Consider the following 22,724-nt stretch of genomic DNA (forward strand, 5'->3'; position numbering starts at 1 on the left):
CTGATGCTATTCCTGCGGAATGCCTGCGGGAAGACTGGCCTGATGACGTTCCGGAGGCTGGAGGAGCCCAAGGCGGGCGCGGACCGAACCACGTTCCTCGGAGAGGGTCGCGCCGGCCGAACGCAGCAGCGCCTGGGCCGCCCGGTTGGCGGGAGTCGTTGCCGCCTCGAGCACGGTGGCACCAGCGGCTGCGGCCGCGGCGGCCACGAGCTTGAGGGCCAGGCCGCCGAGGCCTTGGCCCCGGAAACTCCGGCCCAGCCAGATGCCGGTCTCCACGACGCCGGGTCTTGTGCGCTTCAGCCTGATGGAGCCGGCGATCCTGCCACCGTCCACGATGGCCCAGCTCTTCTCCTGGGACGCGCCGTCGAGGCCCGCCATGGCGTCACGGTGGTATTTCCGGAACCATTCGATCCGTTCGGCATTCCAGCCCGTCCCGTTGCCCAGCGGCGGGGTGACTTCGTCAGGGTCCGCGTCCAGCTGCGCCAGCCCCAGCAGCCGCTCCAGCATGGGGTCGTCGACGTCTGCCAGACGGACTTCAGGGCAGCGGGACATCGATCCACTCCGTTCCGGCCGCCGTGAGCACGGTTCTCCCGGCGGTGAGCGACAACACGCGATCGGTGGCGGCAGAAACTTCCGCAGCCTCGTCACGCACAGCCAGGCGAAGGACCGTGTCCTGCGCTCCGTAGGTGGTTTCCGCCATCACAAACCCCGCCGCGCGAAGGTCGTTCTCCAGCCGTCCCGCGGCGGAGTGCGGCACCGACGCGGAACAGATCCGCAGCCGGCTGCGGCGAACCAGTGGGGCCCGTTCCAGGGCCGCGGAAACCGACTCGGAATATGCACGCACCAACCCACCCGCCCCCAGCAGGATCCCGCCGAAATAGCGCACGACGACGGCACTGACGTCGCTGAGGTCCGTCACGCCCGGCGCCGTTTCCCTTTTGATGATGGCCTCCAGCATGGGGGTGCCGGCCGTGCCGGAGGGCTCTCCGTCGTCATTGGAGCGCTGGATGTCCCGGTCCGGCCCCAGGACGAACGCCGAGCAGTGGTGGCGGGCATCGTGGAACTCGCGGCGCAGGGCGGCCACCAGGTCCCGCGCGGTGTCCTCATTGTCGGCGCGGCGCAGCACGGTAATGAACCTGGAGCGTTTGATCTCGATCTCGTGCCGGAACTCCGGCCCCGACGCGAGGGTGGTGTAGGCGGTGGCCCGGCTGTCTTGCTCTTGCACCGCCCTAGTCTAGGCCCCACCGACTCCCTGACTTCGCTGCGCTCACCCAGGGAACCCTGGCGGAGTGGGCCCACTAGTAGGGTGGTTGGATGCTGAAGATCGGTTTGACGGGCGGCATCGCCTCAGGGAAGTCAGTGGTCGCCACACGCCTTTCCGAGCTCGGTGCGGTGCTGGTGGACGCGGACGCGCTGGCCCGGGACGTGGTCGAGCCGGGAACGCCCGGGCTGGCCAGCGTGGTGGAAGCGTTTGGAGCGGAAATGCTCGACGGCGACGGCCGGCTGGATCGGGCCAGACTGGGTTCCGTGGTGTTCGGCAATCCCTCGCAACTGGCCGTGCTGAACGGCATTGTGCACCCGCTGGTCCGGGCCGCCGCGGCCAGGATCATCGCCACAGCCCCGGCCGGCGCCATTGTGGTCCAGGACATTCCACTGCTCGTGGAGACGGGCCAGGGGAGCGGCTTCCATCTTGTCCTTGTGGTGGACGCGCCCGATGACGTCAGGATCGCCCGGATGCTCGACCACCGCGGCATGACGGCCGAGGACGCCCGGTCACGGATGGCTGCCCAGGCCTCGCGCGAGGCGCGGCTGGCCGCTGCCGACGTCGTGCTGGACAACTCCGGATCACTGGCGGACGTGACGGCGCAGGTGGACCGGCTCTGGGCCGAACGACTGGTGCCGTTCGCGCGCAATCTCCGGCGCGGCGTCAGGGCGGTCAGGGCAGGCATGGCAGTCTTGTCGGTGCCGCAGCAGGATTGGGCGGTCCAGGCTGCACGGCTTGGCGCCCGAATCACGGCCGCAGCACCGGACGACATCCTGGCTGTGGACCATATCGGCTCCACAGCCGTGCCTGGCCTGGCCGCCAAGGACGTCATCGACCTCCAGGTCACGGTGTCCGATCTCAACGCCGCGGACCGGATCGCACCGCTGCTGGCCGCTGCTGGCTTCCCGGCCGTGCCGGGGGTTGGCTTCGACACTCCGAAACCGACGGATCCGGACCCGGCGCAGTGGCAAAAACGCTTCCATGCCAACGCGGACCCCGGCCGCCCCGCCAACGTGCACGTACGGGCGGCCGGATCGTCCGGCTGGCGCTACGCGCTGCTCTTCCGCGACTGGCTCAGGAACGACCCGGAAGCCGCCGCCTTGTATGAAGACCATAAACGCGCGTTGACCGAACAGTTTGCCGGCAGTAAAGGTACCCACGCCTATGCGGAGGCGAAGGAGCCGTGGTTCACGGACGTCGCATGGCCGCGTATGGACGGTTGGGCCGCGCGCACGGGGTGGGTGCCGCCGTCGTACATCACCTGAACTCCCGGCCGCTGTGGCTGGCTGTTCGCCGGTAACTTATCCGGCTTTCACTGTCGGTCCCCGGTTGTAGATTAGATGCATGAGCCTTGCCCAGGAGATCAACCGCGTCGTCGCTCCGTTTGAAGTCATCAGCGAGTTCCAGCCGGCCGGCGACCAGCCTGCCGCCATCATCGAACTCACGGAGCGGATCAGGAATGGCGAAAAGGACGTTGTCCTGCTTGGCGCCACCGGTACCGGCAAGAGTGCCACCACGGCTTGGCTCATCGAACAGGTCCAGCGGCCCACGTTGGTCATGGTGCAGAACAAGACCCTGGCCGCCCAGCTCGCCAACGAATTCCGTGAACTCCTGCCCAACAACGCGGTGGAGTACTTCGTTTCGTACTACGACTACTATCAGCCTGAGGCCTACGTAGCGCAGACGGACACCTTCATTGAGAAGGACTCGTCCATCAACGAGGAGGTGGAACGGCTCCGCCACTCCGCCACCAATGCGCTGCTGACCCGCCGGGACGTTATTGTGGTGGCCACGGTGTCCTGCATCTACGGCCTGGGCACGCCGGAAGAGTACATTGCCGGCATGGTCACGCTCCGCAAGGGGGCGCAGATGAACCGCGACGACCTGCTCCGGAAATTCGTCTCCATGCAGTACGCGCGCAACGACATGGACTTCCACCGCGGCACGTTCCGGGTCCGCGGCGACACCGTGGAAATCATCCCTATGTACGAGGAACTCGCCATCCGCATCGAATTCTTCGGAGACGAGATTGAGAACATCCATACTCTCCATCCGCTGACTGGCGAACTGATCCGGGACGAGGAGGAAATGTACGTCTTCCCGGCCTCGCACTATGTGGCCGGGCCCGAGCGGATGGCCCGGGCCATCAAGCGGATCGAGGACGAACTCGCCGAACGCCTGGCCGTCCTGGAAAGCCAGAACAAGCTGGTGGAAGCGCAGCGGCTCCGGATGCGCACGACCTACGACCTCGAAATGATGCAGCAGATGGGCTTCTGCAACGGCATCGAAAACTACTCGTCGCACATCGACGGCCGTGCCCGCGGGACCGCTCCGCACTGCCTCATCGACTACTTCCCGGACGACTTCCTGCTGGTGATCGACGAATCCCATGTCACCGTGCCGCAGATCGGTGCCATGTACGAGGGCGACATGTCCCGCAAGCGGAACCTCGTGGACTTCGGCTTCCGCCTGCCGTCGGCCATGGACAACCGACCGCTGAAATGGGACGAGTTCCTCCAACGCGTGGGCCAGACGGTCTACCTGTCGGCCACTCCCGGCAAGTACGAACTCGGCAAGGCTGACGGCTTTGTGCAGCAGATCATCCGGCCCACCGGACTGATCGACCCCGAGGTGGTAGTCAAGCCCACCAAGGGCCAGATCGATGACCTCCTCGGCGAGATCAAGACCCGCACGGCAAAGAACGAACGCGTCCTGGTCACCACCCTGACCAAGAGGATGGCTGAGGACCTCACCGACTACCTGCTGGGCCACGGCATCAAGGTCGAATACCTGCACTCGGACGTGGACACCCTCCGACGCGTTGAACTGCTCAGGGAACTCCGGATGGGTGTCTTCGACGTCCTGGTGGGCATCAACCTGCTTCGCGAAGGCCTGGACCTGCCCGAGGTCTCCCTCGTGAGCATCCTGGACGCGGACAAGGAAGGCTTCCTGCGCTCGGCGACTTCGCTGATCCAGACCATCGGCCGTGCTGCCCGCAACGTCTCCGGCGAGGTCCACATGTACGCGGACCGCATCACCGACTCCATGGCCAAGGCTATCGACGAGACCAACCGGCGCCGCGCGATCCAGGTTGCCTACAATACGGAACGGGGCATCGATCCGCAGCCGCTGCGGAAGAAGATTGCCGACATTACCGACCAACTTGCCAAGGAAGACGCCGACACCCAGGAGCTGCTCAACAACAACCGGCTGGCCAAGGGCGCCAAACGTGGCAAGTCTGCGGCCAAGGGCGCGGCACAAGTCCGCAAGGACGGCCTCGCCGCGGCACCGGCCGAAGACCTCGTGGGCCTCATCGAACAGCTGACCGAACAGATGCACGGCGCTGCCACCGAACTCCAGTTCGAGCTGGCGGCGCGGATCCGGGACGAGGTCAGTGACCTTAAGAAGGAACTCCGCCAGATGCAGGCGGCCGGCCACGCCTAGTCCACCCCCGGGCGTCGAAGGGACGTGGCAGTCGGGGCATGTTTCCGCATGTCGGGACGCCTGCTGTACAGTTAACGTCACGTAGGGGAGTATCCCGAGCGCTACGATCGTCAACACGCCAGGCACAGTTGCCTGGCCGGGCGTAGCGGGCCGCCATTTCAGCACCAAGTGCACAGGCTGGCCGGAGAGACTTACACCATTTCTCTGTACCCTGCGAAAGGCTAACCTGTGCCCGAACTACCCGTGTGGTTCGAGGTCGGCTCACTTGTCGTCCTTGGCCTGATCCTCCTCATTGACCTTCTGCTGGTCGTCCGACGCCCCCACGAGCCTTCCATGAAGGAAGCCGGCCTGTGGGTTGCGTTCTACGTCTCCCTGGCCCTGCTGTTCGCCGGGGCCATGTTCTTCTTTACTGGCGCCGAATTCGGCGGCCAGTTTGTGGCCGGCTGGGTCACTGAATACAGCCTCAGCATCGACAACCTGTTTGTCTTCATCATCATCATGGCCCGCTTCTCCGTGCCCCGTAAGTACCAGCAGGAAGTCCTGATGGTGGGCATCATCATCGCCCTGATCCTGCGCGGCATCTTCATCCTCCTCGGCGCCATCGTGATCGAGCAGTTCAGCTGGGTGTTCTACATCTTTGGCGCGTTCCTGCTCTGGACCGCCTGGAAGCAGGCCCAGGACGAAGGCGAGGACGAAGAGGACAAGGAAAACCCGCTCATCGCCCGGATCCGCAAGGTCATCCCCATGTCGGAGAAGTTCGACGGCGGCAAGCTGCGCACCACGGTGGACGGCAAGAAGGTCTTCACTCCCATGCTGATCGTGTTCATCACCATCGGCCTGACCGACCTCCTTTTCGCCGTCGACTCGATTCCGGCGATCTTCGGCCTGACCCAGAGCCCGTTCATCGTTTTCACCGCCAACCTGTTCGCCCTGATGGGCCTGCGCCAGCTGTACTTCCTGCTGGGTGGCCTGATGAACCGCCTGATCTACCTGAAGCACGCGCTGTCCTTCATCCTGGCGTTCATCGGTGTGAAGCTGGTGCTCCACGCCATGCACGTGAACGAACTGCCGTTCATCAACGGCGGCAACCACATCGAGTGGGCCCCGGAGATTCCGACATTCGTCTCCCTGGCCGTCATCGTGGGCACCATCATCGTTGCCGTGATTGCCAGCCTCATGAGCTCCAAGGCAAAGACGGCCCACCTGGACCCCCGCCTCGAGGAAGACGCCAAGAAGAGCCTCAGCGAAGCCGAGTAGGCTGTCGCGTTTCGTTGACGCACACTGCATTTCCACTGATCCCGGCCGCATTGCGGCCGGGATCAGTGGCTTAACTGCCCCCTGTAGGACCTGGCCGCCCAGGACTATGCTCGGACCATGGCCCGCACGCTGATGACGGAAAGAGGAGTGCGCCACGTGCAGCGGCGCACCGTGGCGCTGCTGAGCGCGGCCCAGGTTTTCGCCGGCATCGGCACGGGAGCAACGGTTTCCATCGGCTCAATCCTGGCCGTGGAACTTTCAGGTTCCAGCGTGTGGGCGGGTGCCGTTGCCACGGTTATGACATTGGGGGCCGCGCTGACAGCACTGCCCCTTGCTTCGCTGGCGGACCGGCGGGGCCGTCGGGCCGGGCAGGTCACGGGGCTTTCCGCCGCCCTGGCCGGCACAGTTCTGATAGTGCTGTCGGTGGTGTCCGGCTTGTTCGTCCTGCTGGTGCTGGGGGCGGTGGGCATCGGGGTGGGTACCGCGGCCAGCCTGCAGGCACGCTTCGCCGCCGTCGACCTTGCAGACGCTGAACACCGTGGCAGGGCGCTTTCCGCAGTGGTGTGGGCTGTGACGGTCGGTGCCGTGGCCGGACCCAACCTGATCCAGCCCGGCACCGTGGTTGGCCTGGCCCTCGGCCTGCCTCCCGTCGCCGGACCGTTCGTGATCTCCGCAGCCGGACTCCTGCTGGCCATTGTGCTGCTTTTCGCTGGCCTCAGGCCGGACCCGCTCCTGCTCGCGCGGGAAATCGCCGCCCAGGATGTTACCACTCAGGAACATGCCGCGCTGGATCTCGACGCCCAGCCAGCTGGCGGGAAGATGCAGGGCACGCCACCACGTACGGCAAATCAGCAAGTCGCCACCGCGCGCAACGCAGTCGGGGGAGCCCTCGTCCGCGGGCTGCGGGCAATCCGTCAGTCCAGGGCTTCCTGGCTGGCGCTTGCCGCCGTCGTCGGAGCGCACGCCGTGATGGTGGGCGTGATGTCCATGACCCCGCTGCATTTGCAGGAACTCGTGGCCGGGCCTGGTGCCTCCCATGCCGGCCACGCCGCGTCCGGCGATGTCCTGGTGATCATCGGCTTCACCATCTCCCTGCATATCGCAGGCATGTTCGCGTTGTCGCCGGTTATGGGCTGGCTGACGGACAAGGCAGGCAGGACTGAGACCATCATGATCGGCTTCGCCACGCTGATCGCAGCCGTCGCCGTCGCCGGATTTGGCCAGACGTCCACTGTTGCGGTGGCCGTGGGGCTTGTGCTGCTGGGCATGGGCTGGTCTGCGGCCACCATTTCCGGGTCCACGCTGCTGGCGGAGAGCGTCCCCCAGGAGTCCCGCGTGGTGGTCCAGGGGGTGTCGGACATGCTGATGGGCGCCGCAGGTGCGGTGGGCGGGGCCACTTCCGGACTGATCCTTAGCTGGGCCGGCTACCTGGGGCTCAACATGGCAGGCGGACTGGTGGGGGCTGCCGTCCTGACCGCCGCCGTCGTTGCCCTGGTGGCGCGCCGCCGCAGCCCGGCGGCCGGCTCAGCTGCCGGCTGAGCCGGCACCCGAGCGCACCATACCCAGCAGCCGCCCGAAAATAGCCTCGCCGTCGTCCGCTATGCCGTCATGGTGGAAGTCGGCCGTCTCCCATACCCGGAGTCCGCGCACAGCGGCCGCCGTCTCCAGTGACAGGCTGCGGTCCACGTAAATGTCGTCCTGGTAAACCGCGGCGGCGACCGGCACGCTGTTCGCGGCCAACTGTGTGGGGTCATACAGCGGCTTCCAGTCAGCTTTGGTGGCCAGCAGATGGGCCACCTGCCGCAGCGGCACCAAGGCGGGATCCTGTTCGAAATACCACGGGTACACCATCTCGCCGGTCAGCAGCAGCGTCTCCGCATCCGGGTGGAAGGCCGGATGTTCCTGCAGCACACGCCAGGCAGCCCAGTCGGTCGCCTGTCCCTGCCCGTAGATGGATTCATGCAGCAGCGCATAGAGCGGGTTCGCCAGGCGGGACACGATGCCCTGGACCTGCTCCAGGAAGGCATCGGAGAGCCTGTTCCCGTGTGGTGTCTCGGTGAAGGCGTCTTCCAGCAGGTAGTGCAGGCCGTCCACCCGCGTGTTTCCGCCCAGGAAGGAGCCCACCATCTGGAACCGTTCAACCGTGAGCCGGCCGCCGTCGGGAAGGAACTCCTCTGTCTGCCGAAGGTGCGATGCGATCGCGTTCACTGTCCGGCGGTCCTCCGGATACCAGCTGAAGTACTCGGTGTTGCGCGCTGCAACGCGCGCGAACGTGGCGCGGTAGACGTCGTCGGCATGGCCGGCGAGCGGCGCAAGTCCGCCCGTGATGAGAGCCTCCTTCAGCCCGTCCGGGGCAAAAGACAGGTACGTCAGCGCGCAGAATCCGCCGTAGCTTTGGCCGTAGATGCTCCAGGGACCGGAGCCGAGCGCCGCGCGGATGAGCTCCGCGTCGGCCACGATGGAATCCGCACGGAAATGCTCAAGGTACGCAGCCTGTGCTTCGGCCGTTCCGCGCGCGGCCAGCGTGTTCCGGTCAAGGGGGGTCGACAGCCCGGTGCCGCGCTGGTCCAGCATCAGGATCCGGAAGTCCCGGGCAGCCGCCTTGCTCCAGCCGCCCAGCGAAGCCAGCCGGTTGCCGCGGCCGCCCGGCCCGCCCTGGAGGAACACCAGCCAGGGAAGCTCTTCGGCTTCAGCCTGGGTGTGGGCCGACGAGACGTACTCACGGGCGAAGACAGTGATGGTCCCGGGGTCGTCGCCGCTCCCTGGAGCGAAGTGGTCCAAGGGAACGGTGAAGTAGTGCTCGGCGGTGCGCATGCCACGGAATTCGTGCCGCGCCTTCACAAAATGCGGGACAGGGGTCCGCGTTTGCGTCGTTTGAAAGGAAGCGTCCTGCTCAGCCACGGATGGACGCTGCCGTTCTCGTGCCAAAGCTCTCCAGCGCGTCGCCGGTCAGCCGGAACGTGGACCAGCCATCCAGGGGGCGGGCGCCGAGACTGCGGTAGAAGTTGATGGACGGTTCGTTCCAGTCCAGGACGCTCCACTCAACCCGGGCGTAGCCCCTCTCGACGGCGGTGGCGGCCAGGTGCTGCAGGAGCGCCTTGCCGTGGCCCTCGCCGCGGGCGTGCGGGCTGACGTAGAGGTCTTCCAGGTAGATGCCGTGGACGCCTTCCCAGGTGGAGTAGTTCAGGAACCAGAGCGCGAAACCCCGGACCTCGCCTGCGCTGTTCTCAGCCATCGTGGCAAACACGCGCGGGTTCTCGCCGAACAGGACCTCAGCCAGCATTTCCGGTGTGTTGCGGACCGCGTCCGGTTCCTTCTCGTAGATGGCCAGTTCGTGGATCATCTGCAGAATGGCGGGGACGTCTTGCCGGGTGGCGGGGCGGATTACACTCATGGTCCGAGTTTACTAGCGGGGCCGTGATCCTTACTGCCAGGCTCCCTAGTGCCAGTGAAGCTGCGATGTCCCGTAGCGGACGGGTCCCTTGCTGTACTCCAGCGGCACGCCGTCCGCCATGATGGGCAGCCCAACGTATCGCAGGCGGCCGTAGGGGCTGTCCATCACGCGGAGTTCCGGGTCAGGCAGGGAACCGCCGTGACTGGCCACTGCGGGCAGCCGGAACAATTCTTCAGCGGTGCGGGCCAGGGAAAGCCGTGCAGTGCCGCCACGTCCGCTGCGGAGCCGTTCGGCCAGCAAGGCAATTGCTGCCGCCGCCAGGCCATAACCGGTGGCATGATCCAGTGCCTGCACTGGAAGCGCCCCCGGCTGCCACCCGTCATCAGTCGTGCGGCCATACAGTTCGGCAATGCCGCAAGCGGCCTGAACCAGGCTGTCGAAACCGCGCCGTCCGTTCCAAGGGCCGCCGCTGCCCCAGGCGCTGAGGGTGACGATCACGAGGTCGGGCCGGGCGAGCAACAGCGCTTCGGGCGCCAGCCCAAAAGGGTCCAGCCCGCCGTCGCGGTATCCGGTGACCACCACGTCGGCAGACTCAATGAGGAGCCTGACCGCTTCCATGGCGGCAGGATCCCGGAGGTCCGCCTCGGCGCTGCGCTTGTCAAAGCCCGAGTCAATGAACACATCTCTCAACTCCGGAAGCTGCGGCGGGTCGATGCGCAGGACGTCCGCGCCCAGGGCGCCCAGGAGGCGTGTGGCAGCGGGCCCCGCAATGACGCGCGTCAGGTCCAGCACCTTGAGGCCGGCCAAGGGGTGGCGCGGAACTGCCGATGGAACCCACCGGGAGAGCTGCGGACTTTCACCGGCTGACGTTGGCGGACGGGAGATTCTGATCCATGGACCGGAGCTGGCCGACGCATGCATGGGGGTCGCGACCCACTCGTCCCGTGTGCGCACGGCGGCAGCGACGCCGTTGTTTGCCGTGATGGCTTCCTCGGCGGCCACGGACGTCATTCCTAGCAGGGCGTGTCCCACGTCCTGTGGTGTGCTGACGGAGAGGGCCGCCGTCAGCCGGGCTGCGTGGTGGGGGTAGTTGGCGTGGAGGCGGATCCAGCCGTCCGACGTGCGCCGGAAGCCGGACGTCGGAGCGAACCCTTCGGGTTTGACGCCCGCGATCCGCAGGTGTCCCAGCGAATCGAACGCCGCCGCGGTGGCTCCGGATGTCAGGGAGTACCTGCCCGGAACGCCAACAAGGGCGTTCAGCGACGTCGCTGCTGCCTGGACCGCACCCAAAGCCAGTCCCTCGACGTCCAGCGGGCCCTTCCACCACTGCCGTGGACCGTTGGAAGGTGCCACGGGCTGGGCCTTCAGGGCTTCCACAACCCGAAGGCTGTCCGTCAGGTCGGGGACGGAGTCCATTCGGTCAGGGCCTAGAGCCGGTTGACGTCGGTGACACGGACCACTGCCGTACCGGTTTCATCCGAGGCCGCCAGGTCCACTTCCGCGGAGATGCCCCAGTCATGGTTGCTCGCCGGATCATCGAAAATCTGCCGGACCTTCCAAAGCCCTGGCTCTTCGGTGATCATGAGCAGTCCGGGACCGCGGGCATCCGGGCCGGTACCAATGTCGTTGTGTTCGTCGAAGTAGTCGTCCAGGATGTCTTCCCAGCGGGTGGCATCCCAGCCCGCGCCGCCGTCGAGTTCGCCCAGGGCTGCGGCGTTTTCGTCCGCGAACAGTTCCACGCGGCGGAACATCTCGTTGCGGACCATCACGCGGAAGGCACGGATGTTGGACGTCAGCGACGGCGGCGGGGGAGGGGGAGCGTCGTGCGGGGTGGGCATCGCGCCGGACGTCAGCTCCTCCCATTCGTCCAGGAGGCTGGAGTCCACCTGCCGCACCAGCTCGCCAAGCCAGGCGATGAGGTCTTCAAGGTCCTCCCGGAGCATGTCCTGCGGTACGGTCTGGCGCAGCGCCTTGAAGCAGTCGGCGAGGTAGCGCAGCACAATGCCCTCGGAGCGGGCCAGCCCGTAGAACTGGACAAATTCGCCGAAGTTCATGGCCCGCTCGTACATGTCGCGGACCACGGACTTGGGCGCCAGTTCAAAGTCGCCCACCCAGGGCGCTGCCTTGCGGTAGACCTCGAAGGCTTCGCCCAGGAGTTCGGCGAGCGGCTGCGGATAGGTGACTTCCTCCAGCATGGCCATGCGCTGGTCGTACTCGATGCCGTCAGCCTTCATCGCCGCAATCGCTTCCCCGCGGGCCTTCTTCTGCTGCGCGGAGAGGATCTGGCGGGGCTTTTCGAGCGTCGCCTCGATCACGGACACCACGTCCAGGGCGTACGACGGCGAATCCGGGTCAAGGAGCTCCAGCGCCGCCAGCGCAAACGGCGAGAGCGGCTGGTTCAGGGCAAAGTTGGCCTGCAGATGGACGGTGAGCCGTACTGTCCTGCCGTCATGGCCCTGCTCTTCTACCGGGATGCGCTCCACCACCTCAGCGGCGAGTAGCTCACGATAGATCCCCAGGGCTTTTTTCATCAGCCGCAGCTGTGAGGACCGCGTCTCGTGGTTTTCGGTCAGCAGCCGGCGGGCCGCTGTGAACGGGTCGCCGGGCCGTTCCATCAAGTTCATCAGCATCGAATGCGTCACGCTGAAGCTGGACGTCAGAGGATCGGGCACGGATTCCACGAGGCGCTTGAAGGTGGGTTCCCCCCAGGAGACGAAGCCCTCCGGCGGCTTCTTTTTGACCACCTGGCGGAGCTTCTTCTGGTCGTCACCAAACTTGGCGGTGGCCTTGGCCATCGCCTTCACGTTTTCGATGACGTGCTCGGGTGCCTGGACCACCACTGTCCCCGCGGTGTCATACCCGGCGCGGCCGGCCCTTCCGGCAATCTGGTGGAACTCCCGGGAGTTAAGCGGGCGGGTGCGGACGCCGTCGTACTTGCTCAGTGCGGTGAGCAACACGGTGCGGATGGGCACGTTGATCCCCACGCCCAGTGTGTCCGTACCGCAGATCACCTTGAGCAGGCCCGCCTGGGCGAGCTGCTCCACGAGCCTGCGGTACTTCGGCAGCATGCCGGCGTGATGGACCCCGATACCGTGCCGGACCAGCCGGTTGAGCGTCTTGCCGAAGCCTGCGGCGAAACGGAAATTCGCGATCAGCTCCGCGATCCTGTCCTTCTCCTCGCGGGTGCACACGTTGATGCTCATCAGTGTCTGGGCCCGGTCAATGGCCTCGATCTGGCTGAAGTGCACCACATAGGCGGGCACCTGGCGCGTGGAGAGGAGTTCCTCGAGTGTCTCGTGGACCGGCGTCTGGTGGTAGTAGTAATGCAGCGGAATGGGGCGCTCGGCTGAACTGACGGTGGTGGTGGGGCGGCCCGTAAGTTCGGTGATGCCGGCCTCGAACCGGCTGACATCACCCAGGGTGGCGGACATCAGAAGGAACTGGGCCTGGGGGAGCTCCAGCAGCGGGACCTGCCAGGCCCACCCACGCTGGGGGTCGGAGTAGAAATGGAATTCGTCCATGATGACCGCACCGAGTTCGGCGTCGGCCCCTTCGCGGAGGGCGATGTTCGCGAGGATTTCTGCCGTGCAGCAGATGATCGGTGCGTTCTGGTTGACGCCGGAGTCACCCGTGATCATGCCGACGTTTTCTGCACCAAAGATGTCGCACAGGGCAAAGAACTTCTCCGAGACCAGCGCTTTTATGGGGGCGGTGTAGTAGCTGCGCTGGCCCCGCGCCATGGCCTGGAAGTGCGCCGCGATGGCCACCAGCGATTTGCCGGAGCCCGTCGGGGTGGCGAGGATGACGTTGGCCCCGGTGGCGAGCTCCATGATGGCCTCGTCCTGGGCAGCGTACAGTTCCAGGCCCCGGCTTTCGGTCCACTCAAGGAATTGGGTGTAGAGGGCGTCCGGGTCGATGCCTGCGCCGGAGGGGTCTGAGGCGGACAGGACAGGCAGCTGGTCAACGAGTTTCATTGATTTCCAGCTTAGTGCCCAGCCGGTGCCGGATATCCGGGCGGGCCCGGGTTAGGCTCGCGGTACTGCCAGACAGCACCCGGCGATGGAGGTAACTGTGAAGTGGGACCCCGTAAAGTACGTCCAGTTCGGCGATTACCGTGACCGGCCGTTTTTCGACCTGACGGGGCGGATCCAGGCCGATCGGCCACAGCACGTTGTGGACCTGGGATGTGGTCCGGGAAACCTCACGGCCACCCTTGCCCGGAGATGGCCGGAAGCGCAAGTGGCGGGGCTCGATTCGTCCAGGGAGATGCTGGACAAGGCCGCCGCGCACGCCGCCAGGCATGCGGGCCTCAGCTTCGGGCTGGCGGATATCGCAGCCTGGACGCCCCCGGCTGAAACGGACGTGGTGGTCACCAATGCCGCGCTTCAGTGGGTGCCGGGGCATCAGGAGATGCTGGCGGGCTGGCTGGCGGCGCTCAAGCCCGGTGCCTGGTTCGCCATGCAGGTGCCGGGGAACTTCAATGCCCCGTCCCATGCCCTGCTGCGGGAACTTGCAGGTTCGGCACGGTGGTCGCCCCAGCTCGACGGCGTACTTCGCGGTGGAGAGTCCGTGGGGGAGCCCGCAGACTACCTCAGCATCATGCTGGACGCGGGCTGCACGGCAGACGCCTGGGAAACCACCTACCAGCAGGTCCTCACAGGGACGGATCCGGTGCTGGACTGGGTGCGCGGCACGGCGTTGCGCCCGGTCGCGGCGGCTCTTTCGGCCGAGGACGGGCACGTCTTTGAAGCGGAGTATGCTGCAGCCCTGCGGGCCGCATACCCGGCAACGGCACATGGCACGGTGTTTCCGTTCCGGCGGATCTTTGCCGTGGCGCAAAAGCAGCCACGCGCATAAACTCCATTCGTTTGAAGTTCTCTGGTCGGTAATGCCTTATGACTGAGAAGAGAATGTGATGCTGGTTACAATGACGACAGCGGCTTCTGGGGATGGCAAATGGCCGGACCCTCATCGGCCTCCCAAATCCGTCCTGGAGGTGCGATGCTTTTCGGCTTGATGACCCGGCTGCTGGCTGGCCACAAGGGCGCCGTAACCGCGATCGTTGCTCTCCAGCTTGTCCAGACCGCAGGCAACCTGCTGCTGCCCACCATCAACGCCGCCATCATCGACGACGGCATCGTTGCGGGGAACACGCCGGAAATCTTCCGCCTGGGCACTGTCATGGTTCTCATAGCTGCGGTCCAGGCTTCGGCGGCCATCGCCGCGGGCTACTTCGGGGCAGTGGTTGCCATGAAGCTCGGGCACCAGCTGCGCGGCGAGGTCTTCAGCAGGATCCAGTCGCTTTCTACGCAGGAAATCGCAGCCTTCGGCACGCAAAGCCTCGTTACCAGGGCCACCAACGACACCCAGCAGATCCAGTCGTTCGCCGTCCTGGTCTTCACCATGCTTGTGGCGGCCCCCGTGATGGCGGCCGGGGGCGTGTTACTGGCGTGGCAGCAGGACATGGTGCTTTCAAGCGTCGTGATGGTCATCATGCCAATACTTCTGCTCATCATGTATCTCATCGTCCGGCGCCTCGTTCCCCTGTACCGGCAGGGGCAGGAGCTGCTGGACCGAACGGGGGAGCTCTTTCGTGAGCAGATCATCGGCGCGAATGTGATCCGTGCCTTCGTCAGGCAGGGACACGAAACACGCCGGTTTGCGAAGACCAACAGCAGCCTCACGGGAAACAACCTTCAGTCGTCGCTGCTCGTGGCCGGCATGCTGCCGCTGATCATGATTGTGGTCAATCTGTCGTCGGTGGCCGTGGTGTGGTTCGGTGGTCACCGGGTTTACGACGGCGGGATGAAGATTGGTGCCCTCACGGCCTTTATCGCCTACATCCTGCAGATTCTCCTGGCAATCATGATGGCCATGTACGTGTTCATGACGGCTCCGCGTGCCGCTGCCTGCGCGGAACGGCTGGGTGCCGTGCTCAACGCGAAACCGTCAGTCCAGGACCACAAGGCGCCCCAGGAGACCCGCCCTGGGGGCTCCCTTGAGGGCGGCAGCGTCAGTTTCAGGAATGTCAGCTTCTCCTACCCCGGCGCCGAAAATCCGGTACTGGAAGACATCAGCTTCACAGCCCGGCCAGGAACCACTGTTGCCATCGTCGGCTCAACAGGGAGCGGAAAGTCGACACTCCTGAGCCTGGTGCCCCGGTTCCTGGACGCCACGGCCGGAACCATCAGCATCGGCGGCCGGAACATCTGCTCGATGCCCCTGGACCTCCTGCGCCGGACCATGGCTGTGGTGCCGCAACTGTCGCACCTCTTCTCCGGAACCATCGCCGACAACCTGCGCGTCGCAGCTCCGGAGGCAACCGAGGGCCAGCTTTGGGAAGCCATGGAGACAGCCCAGGCCGCCGGCTTCGTCCGTGCGCTGCCACGGGGGATTGACACGGAGGTCGGGCAAGGCGGAACGAATCTCTCCGGCGGCCAGCGGCAGCGTCTCTGCATAGCGCGGGCCCTCCTGCGGCGGGTCCCCGTCTATCTCTTTGACGACAGCTTTTCCGCGCTGGACTTCGCCACCGAGGCCCGGGTCCGGGATGCCCTGGAGATTGCCCTTGAGGGTGCAGTGGTCATTGTCGTGGCGGAACGGATCTCCACCGCTGCCGGGGCCGGCCAGATCCTGGTGCTTGACGACGGCCGGCTGGTTGCCCAGGGAACACACCTGCAACTGCTGGAGACGTCTGCCACCTACCGGGAAATCGCCGAGTCCCAACTGGCGCTGGACGACGCGCCATGACCGCTTCGCCCGGCGCCGGGGCATCCGAAGGATTCTGGCCCACAGCGCGCCGGGTCCTCGCGTTGCTGCGCCCGTCCAGGGGGCGGATGCTGGGTGCAATTGCGGCCACCTGCGCTTTTGTTGCCCTCAACGTCGCGGCGCCGCACTACCTTGGTGATGCCACCGATGTGGTGGTGGATGGGGTCTACAGCGGAGCGCTCGACGGGCAGCACCTGGGACTCCTGCTGGCCGCCGTTGCCGCGATGTACATCGGCGCTTCGCTGTTCAACTGGATCCAGGGAGCGCTGACGGCCGGCGCGGTTCACGGGCTGATGTATCGCCTCCGGGCATCGGTTCAAGACAAGCTGCACCGGCTTCCTTCCACGTACTTCCAAGAGCAGTCCAGGGGTGATGTCCTGAGCCGCGTCACCAATGACATCGACAATATTTCGCAAGCGCTCAGCCAGGTCCTCACACAGCTGATCATGTCTGTCCTGATGCTGTGCGGCGCCTTGGCCATGATGCTGTGGATCTCGCCGCTCCTGGCCCTGATCGCGCTTGTTTCGGTGCCATTGTCCACCCTTATCACCGTTATGGTGGCCCGGAAGTCCCAAGCGCATTTTGCCCGCCAGTGGACCGAAACGGGTGAGTTGAACGCGCACGTGGAGGAGTTTGTCACCGGGCACGAAGTTATTAAGGCCTTCGGGTACCAGGACCAGGCAGCGGCAGTCTTCAAGGCAAGCAACGACCGCCTGGCCCGGGCATCCGCACGGGCCCAGTATTCCTCCGGCGTTGTCCAGCCGTTGATGGTCCTTATCGCCAATATCAACTACATCGCGGTGGCGGTGGTGGGGGCGCTCCAGGTCACCACGGGGGTCATGACCATCGGCGGGATCCAGGCATTCATCCAGTTCAGCCGGCTTTTCACCCAGCCTGTGGGCCAGATCGGCGGCATGCTCAACGTCATCCAGTCCTGCGTGGCTTCGGCGCGCCGTGTGTTCGACCTGCTCGACGCCGCGGAGATACCTGCAGAGCCCGAAAGTGACGGTCACAAACCCGGTCAGGAAGGGCGGATTGTGTTCAGTGATGTCACTTTCGGCTATGCCAGGGCTGACCCGGTGGTCCGTGGACTGTCGTTCACTGTGGAACCGGGCCGGACGGTCGCGATTGTCGGGCACACGGGCGCCGGCAAGACCACCGTTGTCAACCTGCTCATGCGGTTCTATGAGGTCGACGCCGGCAGGATCACCATCGGGGGTACTGACATTGCCGACATTCCGCGGGACGTCCTGCGGAAGGGATTCGGGGTTGTGCTGCAGGATGCCTGGCTGTTTTCCGGCACCATCAGGGAGAACATCGAATACGGCCGGCCGGGAGCCACGGACGCGGAGATCACTGCGGCAGCCGAGGCGAGCCACGTGGACCACCTCATCAGGTCGCTGCCGGCCGGCTACGAGACGATGCTGGGCAACGGGGGAGAGCCGCTCAGCCAGGGCCAGCGCCAGCTGATCTCCATCGCCCGGGCGCAGTTGGCGGACCGCACCGTGCTGGTCCTGGATGAGGCCACCAGTTCGGTGGATTCCCGGACCGAGGTCCTGATCCGCCAGGCCATGCAGAGGTTGCGCCGTGGAAAAACAAGTTTTGTGATCGCCCACCGTTTGTCCACGGTCCGGGACGCTGATCTAATTCTGGTCATGGACCACGGACGCATTGCAGAGCAGGGAACCCATCGAAGCCTCCTGGCGGCCAACGGCCGCTATGCACGGCTCTACAACGCCCAGTTCGCCGGACGCCCGGGCCGCGCCGGCACGTTGGAGGCCGGACGATGACAACAGCCGGTCCGTTCCCCGGAACCTGGAAGCCCAACCAGTCCAGCACGGTGGCACTGTTTGAACAGCTGCGCCTGCATGTGATCCGCCTCGCGGACAGCGGGGCCCTTCCGCCGGGAACCAAGCTGCCGGCGGTGCGGACCCTGGCGGGGCTGCTGGACGTCGCGCCCCACACGGTGGCGAGGGCGTACAAGGAGCTGGAGGCAGCCGGTGTCGTGGCCACGAAGGGCAGGAACGGCACTGTGGTGTGCGCGCGTGATGAGCGGGCGGATGCGCTCTCCCTGGCCGCCAACTCCTATGCGTCAGTGGCCAAGGCCCAAGGTGCCAGCTTTGCGGAAGCAGTCCAGCTGCTGGCTGCAGCCTACGACGCCGACTAGCCGGACCCCGCATGGATATTCGAAGAAGTTTTCGATTAGCATTAGTGGGTGCCCAAAGCCGTAGCTGAAGAAACAGCAGTCGAATCCGTCCCCGTCGCCGTTCCCCAGGCCCCAGCCACGCCTGCCCGGCCAGACCTCTCCCGCCTCGTGGTCAAGGGCGCGCGCGAGCATAACCTGCGCAACGTGGACCTGGATCTGCCCCGTGATGCCATGATCGTTTTCACCGGGCTGTCCGGTTCCGGGAAGTCGTCCCTGGCGTTCGACACAATCTTCGCCGAGGGCCAGCGGCGCTACGTTGAGTCCCTGTCGGCCTATGCCCGCCAGTTCCTCGGCCAGGTGGACAAGCCGGACGTCGATTTCATCGAGGGGCTCTCGCCGGCGGTATCGATTGACCAGAAGTCCACCAGCAAGAACCCCCGCTCCACGGTTGGCACCATCACCGAAATTTATGACTACATGCGATTGCTGTGGGCACGCGTGGGACGGCCGCATTGCCCGGTCTGTGGCGAGGTTGTGGCCCGGCAGACTCCGCAGCAGATCGTGGACCAGCTGCTTGAGCTTGACGAAGGCACGCGATTCCAGGTCCTGGCGCCGGTGGTGCGGGGGCGCAAGGGCGAGTTCGTGGACCTTTTCAAGGAGCTGACCGCCAAGGGCTATTCACGTGCCCGGGTGGACGGTGAGCTGATCCAGCTGAGCGAGCCGCCCAAACTCGGCAAGCAGTTCAAGCACACCATTGAGGTGGTGGTGGACCGCCTGGTGGTTAAGGAAGGCATCAGCCAGCGCCTCACGGACTCCGTTGAAACGGCGCTTGGCCTGGCCGAAGGCCGGGTGCTGGCCGAGTTCGTCGATCTGGAAGCAGACGCGCCGGGACGGCTGCGGGCATTTTCCGAGAACCTCGCCTGCCCCAACGAGCATCCCCTGGCCATCGATGAAATCGAGCCGCGGTCCTTCTCCTTCAACAACCCATTCGGCGCCTGTTCCGCGTGCAGCGGCATCGGTACACGGCTCGAGGTTGACGAAGAACTGATCATTCCGAATCCTGAGCTGTCGCTGTCCGAGGGCGCCATCGCGCCATGGTCACTTGGCACCGCAACAACCGAGTATTGGAACCGCCTGCTCGAAGGGCTGTCCAAGGAGCTTGGCTTCTCCATGGACACACCCTGGGAGAAGCTGGGCACCGACGTCCGCCAGACCGTCCTGCACGGCAAGGACCACAAGGTGGTTGTGCAGTACAAGAACCGCTTCGGACGGGAACGTAAATACAGCACCGGCTTTGAAGGTGCCATCCAGTACGTCCACCGCAAGCACGGTGAGACGGACTCCGAGTGGGCGCGCGACCGCTACGAAGAGTACATGCGGCAGATCGCTTGCCCCGCGTGCAATGGCGCCCGGCTCAACCCCGCCTCGCTGTCCGTCCTGATTAACGGCAAGTCCATCGCCGATGTCGCCGCCATGCCCATGCGCGTCTGCGCGGACTTCCTGAACAACCTGGTCCTCACCGGCCGCGAGGCCCAGATCGCCCACCAGGTGCTCAAGGAAATACAGGCCCGGCTGACCTTCCTGCTCGACGTCGGGCTGGAATACCTGAATCTCGAGCGCCCCTCCGCCACCTTGTCCGGCGGCGAAGCGCAGCGAATCCGGCTCGCCACCCAGATCGGTTCCGGCCTCGTGGGCGTCCTTTACGTCCTGGACGAGCCCTCCATCGGCCTCCACCAGCGCGACAACCGCCGTCTTATTGAGACCCTGACCCGGCTCCGCGACATGGGCAACACCCTTATCGTTGTGGAGCACGATGAGGACACCATCCAGGTGGCGGACTGGATCGTGGACATCGGGCCCGGCGCAGGCGAGCACGGCGGCCAGGTGGTGCACTCGGGTTCGTACCAGGATCTCCTGGCCAACACCAACTCACTGACCGGCGATTACCTGTCCGGCCGCAAGAAGATCGACATCCCCAAGAAGCGGCGCAAATACGACAAAAAGCGTGAGCTGAAGGTCGTCGGGGCGCGCGAAAACAACCTGGTCAACGTTGATGCGGCCTTCCCCCTGGGCCTGTTCACCGCCGTGACCGGCGTCAGCGGCTCCGGCAAATCCACCCTGGTCAACGAGATCCTCTACAAGGTGCTGGCCAACAAGCTCAACGGCGCCAAACAGGTGGCCGGACGCCACAAGAGCATCATGGGCCTGGAGCACCTGGACAAGGTGGTGCACGTGGACCAGAGCCCTATCGGGCGGACCCCACGCTCCAACCCGGCCACGTACACCGGCGTCTTTGACAACATCCGCAAGCTCTTCGCCGAGACCACCGAGGCCAAGGTCCGTGGCTACCTGCCAGGCCGGTTCTCCTTCAACGTCAAGGGCGGGCGCTGCGAAGCCTGCGCAGGTGACGGCACGCTGAAGATCGAAATGAACTTCCTGCCGGACGTCTACGTGCCCTGCGAGGTGTGCCACGGCGCACGGTACAACCGCGAAACCCTCGAAGTCCACTACAAGGGCAAGACCATCGCGGATGTGCTCAACATGCCCATCGAAGAAGGTGCGGAGTTCTTCGCTGCCTTCTCCCCGATCGCCCGGCACCTGAACACGCTCGTGGACGTGGGCCTCGGCTACGTACGGCTGGGACAGCCGGCAACCACCCTCTCCGGCGGCGAGGCCCAGCGTGTCAAGCTCGCCGCGGAACTGCAGAAGCGCTCCAACGGACGCAGTGTGTATGTTCTCGACGAGCCCACCACGGGCCTGCACTTCGAGGACATCCGCAAGCTCCTGATGGTCCTTCAAAGTCTGGTGGACAAGGGCAACACGGTGATCACCATCGAACACAACCTGGACGTCATCAAGAGCGCCGACTGGATCGTGGATCTTGGCCCGGACGGCGGTTCGGGCGGGGGCCAGATCGTGGCCACCGGCACGCCCGAGCAGGTATCGAAATCCACCAAGGGCCACACGGCATCCTTCCTCGCGGAAATACTCGGCTAGGCGGTTGGCCTCCCATGACGTATGCCGTGTCGGGCATGCGAGTTTCAGGCATGCTCGGTGTCGTGAGAAACTAAGCCGGTGACTCAAACAACAGTGCCCGTGATCTTTGACCTGGACGGCACTCTTGTCGATCCGGCCGGCGGAATATCCGGCGGAATCGCAGCAGCCCTTGCCGCCGCAGGTCTGCCGGTTCCTGGCCAGGACGTTCTGAACTCGATGATCGGCCCCAAACTCAGCGACGCTCTCCAGAGTGTCTGCAAGGTTCCGGCCGAGATGCTCGACGAGGTCATCCGGACGTACCGGCAGTACTACCTCGCCACTGGGATAGCCGAGAGCCGGCTGTACCCCGGGATCAGGGAAGCGCTGGAGACCTTCGCGGCCGAAGGCAGGCCAGTGGCCGTCGCCACGCAGAAGCCCGAAGGGCTGGCCCAGATCGTGCTGCGGCACCACGGCATCGCCAACCTGTTCCAGTCCATCAGGGGCTCGGCAGACAACGAATCCTCAACGGATGGTCCGGTGGGGAAGGCAGACATCATCGCCGCGGCCCTGGCTGACCTCTCCACCCAGCACGCCGTTATGGTGGGTGACCGCGCCCAGGATGTGGCGGGCGCCATCGCGAACGGGCTTGACTGCATCGGTGTGGGCTGGGGTTTCGCTCACGACGGCGAACTCGAAGAAGCCGGGGCCGTCACCGTGGTGGACACCACCGCGGGCATGGTCGCCGCCATCGGGCGCCTCGAAGCAATCCACGCTGCCGCGATGAGTGAGGTGCGCAACGATGGCGCTGTTTGAGGCGGTCCGCTGGACATTTCGCGGGCTCGTCGCGGGCACCTGCCGGCCCACCGTCGTCGGCCTGGAAAACGTCCCGAAAGAGGGGCCATTCATTGTGGCCCCGAACCATCTTTCCTTCTTTGACAGCGTCATTGTCCAGGCACTGATGCCGCGGCCCGTGGCCTTCTTCGCCAAAGCCGAGTACTTCACCACGGGTGGCGTCAAGGGCAGAGTCATGAAGTCCTTTTTTGAGTCCGTGGGTTCCATCCCGGTGGAGCGCGGCGAGCAGGCAGCAAGCGTCCAGGCACTCAAAACCCTCCTGGACATCCTCGAAGCGGGCAAAGGCATCGGCATCTACCCCGAGGGCACGCGCTCACGGGACGGCATCCTCTACCGCGGCCGCACCGGCGTGGGCTGGCTTGCACTGGCAACCGGAGCTCCCGTGATCCCGGTCGGACTGATCGGGACGGAGAACCTGCAGCCGGCCGGTGAGAAGGGCTTCAAGCCGCATCATTTCACCATGAAGGTGGGGGAGCCCCTGTATTTCGACAAAACCGGCCCGGATCATTCGCTGCCGGCGCGGCGGCAGGTAACGGACCGCATCATGGATGCGATCGCCGAACTCAGCGGCCAGGAACGCTCCACCAGCTACAACCAAAGTAAAAGCACGGATTAGTAGAATGAAG

Annotated in this window: 17 protein-coding genes; 11 read left to right on the forward strand and 6 right to left on the reverse strand. The window is 65.3% G+C overall.

Annotated elements, in window-relative coordinates; translation table 11 throughout:
- Positions 1-6 precede the first annotated feature (6 nt).
- Complete coding sequence (locus V6M49_RS05950) at positions 7-552, reverse strand: GNAT family N-acetyltransferase (protein ID WP_332760547.1); 546 nt, start codon at positions 550-552, stop codon at positions 7-9.
- Positions 536-1,225: a YigZ family protein gene (locus tag V6M49_RS05955; RefSeq protein ID WP_332760548.1), complete on the reverse strand. Its 690-nt coding sequence runs from the start codon at positions 1,223-1,225 to the stop codon at positions 536-538. Before V6M49_RS05955 ends, V6M49_RS05950 begins: the two co-directional genes overlap by 17 nt.
- An 89-nt stretch (positions 1,226-1,314) precedes the next feature.
- On the opposite strand from V6M49_RS05955, the gene coaE reads away from it, so the two are divergent.
- The 4 genes from coaE to V6M49_RS05975 all read left to right on the forward strand — a co-directional run bounded on the left by coaE (position 1,315) and on the right by V6M49_RS05975 (position 7,504).
- Entirely contained in the window at positions 1,315-2,529 is a 1,215-nt protein-coding gene (gene coaE, locus V6M49_RS05960; protein WP_332760549.1) for a dephospho-CoA kinase, read from the forward strand.
- Between the two features lie 79 nt (positions 2,530-2,608).
- Positions 2,609-4,708 carry an excinuclease ABC subunit UvrB gene (gene uvrB, locus V6M49_RS05965; RefSeq protein WP_141140560.1) on the forward strand — a complete coding sequence of 700 codons (2,100 nt, stop codon included), beginning with the start codon at positions 2,609-2,611 and terminating at the stop codon, positions 4,706-4,708.
- Positions 4,709-4,936: 228 nt separating this feature from the next.
- Entirely contained in the window at positions 4,937-5,965 is a 1,029-nt protein-coding gene (locus V6M49_RS05970) for a TerC family protein (protein WP_104061414.1), read from the forward strand.
- Between the two features lie 117 nt (positions 5,966-6,082).
- The gene (locus V6M49_RS05975) at positions 6,083-7,504 is read left to right on the forward strand and encodes an MFS transporter (RefSeq protein ID WP_332760550.1); all 1,422 of its coding nucleotides are present in this window, start codon (positions 6,083-6,085) and stop codon (positions 7,502-7,504) included.
- On the opposite strand, the gene V6M49_RS05980 is transcribed toward V6M49_RS05975, so the two are convergent.
- From V6M49_RS05980 to V6M49_RS05995, 4 genes are all read right to left on the reverse strand, one after another.
- A complete protein-coding gene (locus V6M49_RS05980) occupies positions 7,490-8,779 on the reverse strand; it encodes an alpha/beta fold hydrolase (RefSeq protein WP_332760559.1) in 1,290 nt (429 codons plus the stop codon). The genes V6M49_RS05975 and V6M49_RS05980 overlap by 15 nt on opposite strands.
- 79 nt (positions 8,780-8,858) lie before the next feature.
- The gene (locus V6M49_RS05985; RefSeq protein WP_058932535.1) at positions 8,859-9,359 is read right to left on the reverse strand and encodes a GNAT family N-acetyltransferase; all 501 of its coding nucleotides are present in this window, start codon (positions 9,357-9,359) and stop codon (positions 8,859-8,861) included.
- A gap of 45 nt (positions 9,360-9,404) precedes the next feature.
- Entirely contained in the window at positions 9,405-10,775 is a 1,371-nt protein-coding gene (locus V6M49_RS05990) for a CoA transferase (protein WP_332760551.1), read from the reverse strand.
- A gap of 11 nt (positions 10,776-10,786) precedes the next feature.
- Complete coding sequence (locus tag V6M49_RS05995) at positions 10,787-13,333, reverse strand: DEAD/DEAH box helicase (protein WP_141140564.1); 2,547 nt, start codon at positions 13,331-13,333, stop codon at positions 10,787-10,789.
- A 97-nt stretch (positions 13,334-13,430) separates the two neighbouring features.
- Between V6M49_RS05995 and V6M49_RS06000 the strand changes: the two genes are divergently transcribed.
- The 7 genes from V6M49_RS06000 to V6M49_RS06030 all read left to right on the forward strand — a co-directional run bounded on the left by V6M49_RS06000 (position 13,431) and on the right by V6M49_RS06030 (position 22,714).
- Positions 13,431-14,216 carry a trans-aconitate 2-methyltransferase gene (locus V6M49_RS06000; RefSeq protein WP_332760552.1) on the forward strand — a complete coding sequence of 262 codons (786 nt, stop codon included), beginning with the start codon at positions 13,431-13,433 and terminating at the stop codon, positions 14,214-14,216.
- A gap of 144 nt (positions 14,217-14,360) precedes the next feature.
- A complete protein-coding gene (locus V6M49_RS06005; protein ID WP_141140566.1) occupies positions 14,361-16,106 on the forward strand; it encodes an ABC transporter ATP-binding protein in 1,746 nt (581 codons plus the stop codon).
- Positions 16,103-17,914, forward strand: a complete 1,812-nt coding sequence (locus V6M49_RS06010) for an ABC transporter ATP-binding protein (protein WP_332760553.1) — start codon at positions 16,103-16,105, stop codon at positions 17,912-17,914. Before V6M49_RS06005 ends, V6M49_RS06010 begins: the two co-directional genes overlap by 4 nt.
- Positions 17,911-18,291 carry a GntR family transcriptional regulator gene (locus V6M49_RS06015; protein ID WP_141140567.1) on the forward strand — a complete coding sequence of 127 codons (381 nt, stop codon included), beginning with the start codon at positions 17,911-17,913 and terminating at the stop codon, positions 18,289-18,291. The genes V6M49_RS06010 and V6M49_RS06015 overlap by 4 nt, the downstream gene beginning before the upstream one ends.
- A gap of 48 nt (positions 18,292-18,339) precedes the next feature.
- Positions 18,340-21,267, forward strand: a complete 2,928-nt coding sequence (gene uvrA, locus V6M49_RS06020) for an excinuclease ABC subunit UvrA (protein WP_141140568.1) — start codon at positions 18,340-18,342, stop codon at positions 21,265-21,267.
- A gap of 78 nt (positions 21,268-21,345) precedes the next feature.
- A complete protein-coding gene (locus tag V6M49_RS06025) occupies positions 21,346-22,059 on the forward strand; it encodes an HAD hydrolase-like protein (protein WP_332760554.1) in 714 nt (237 codons plus the stop codon).
- The gene (locus V6M49_RS06030; RefSeq protein ID WP_104061423.1) at positions 22,046-22,714 is read left to right on the forward strand and encodes a lysophospholipid acyltransferase family protein; all 669 of its coding nucleotides are present in this window, start codon (positions 22,046-22,048) and stop codon (positions 22,712-22,714) included. The genes V6M49_RS06025 and V6M49_RS06030 overlap by 14 nt, the downstream gene beginning before the upstream one ends.
- The last annotated feature ends 10 nt before the right edge of the window (positions 22,715-22,724 follow it).

The sequence above is a fragment of the Pseudarthrobacter sp. genome (assembly GCF_036675385.1).
Taxonomy (GTDB): Bacteria; Actinomycetota; Actinomycetes; order Actinomycetales; family Micrococcaceae; genus Arthrobacter.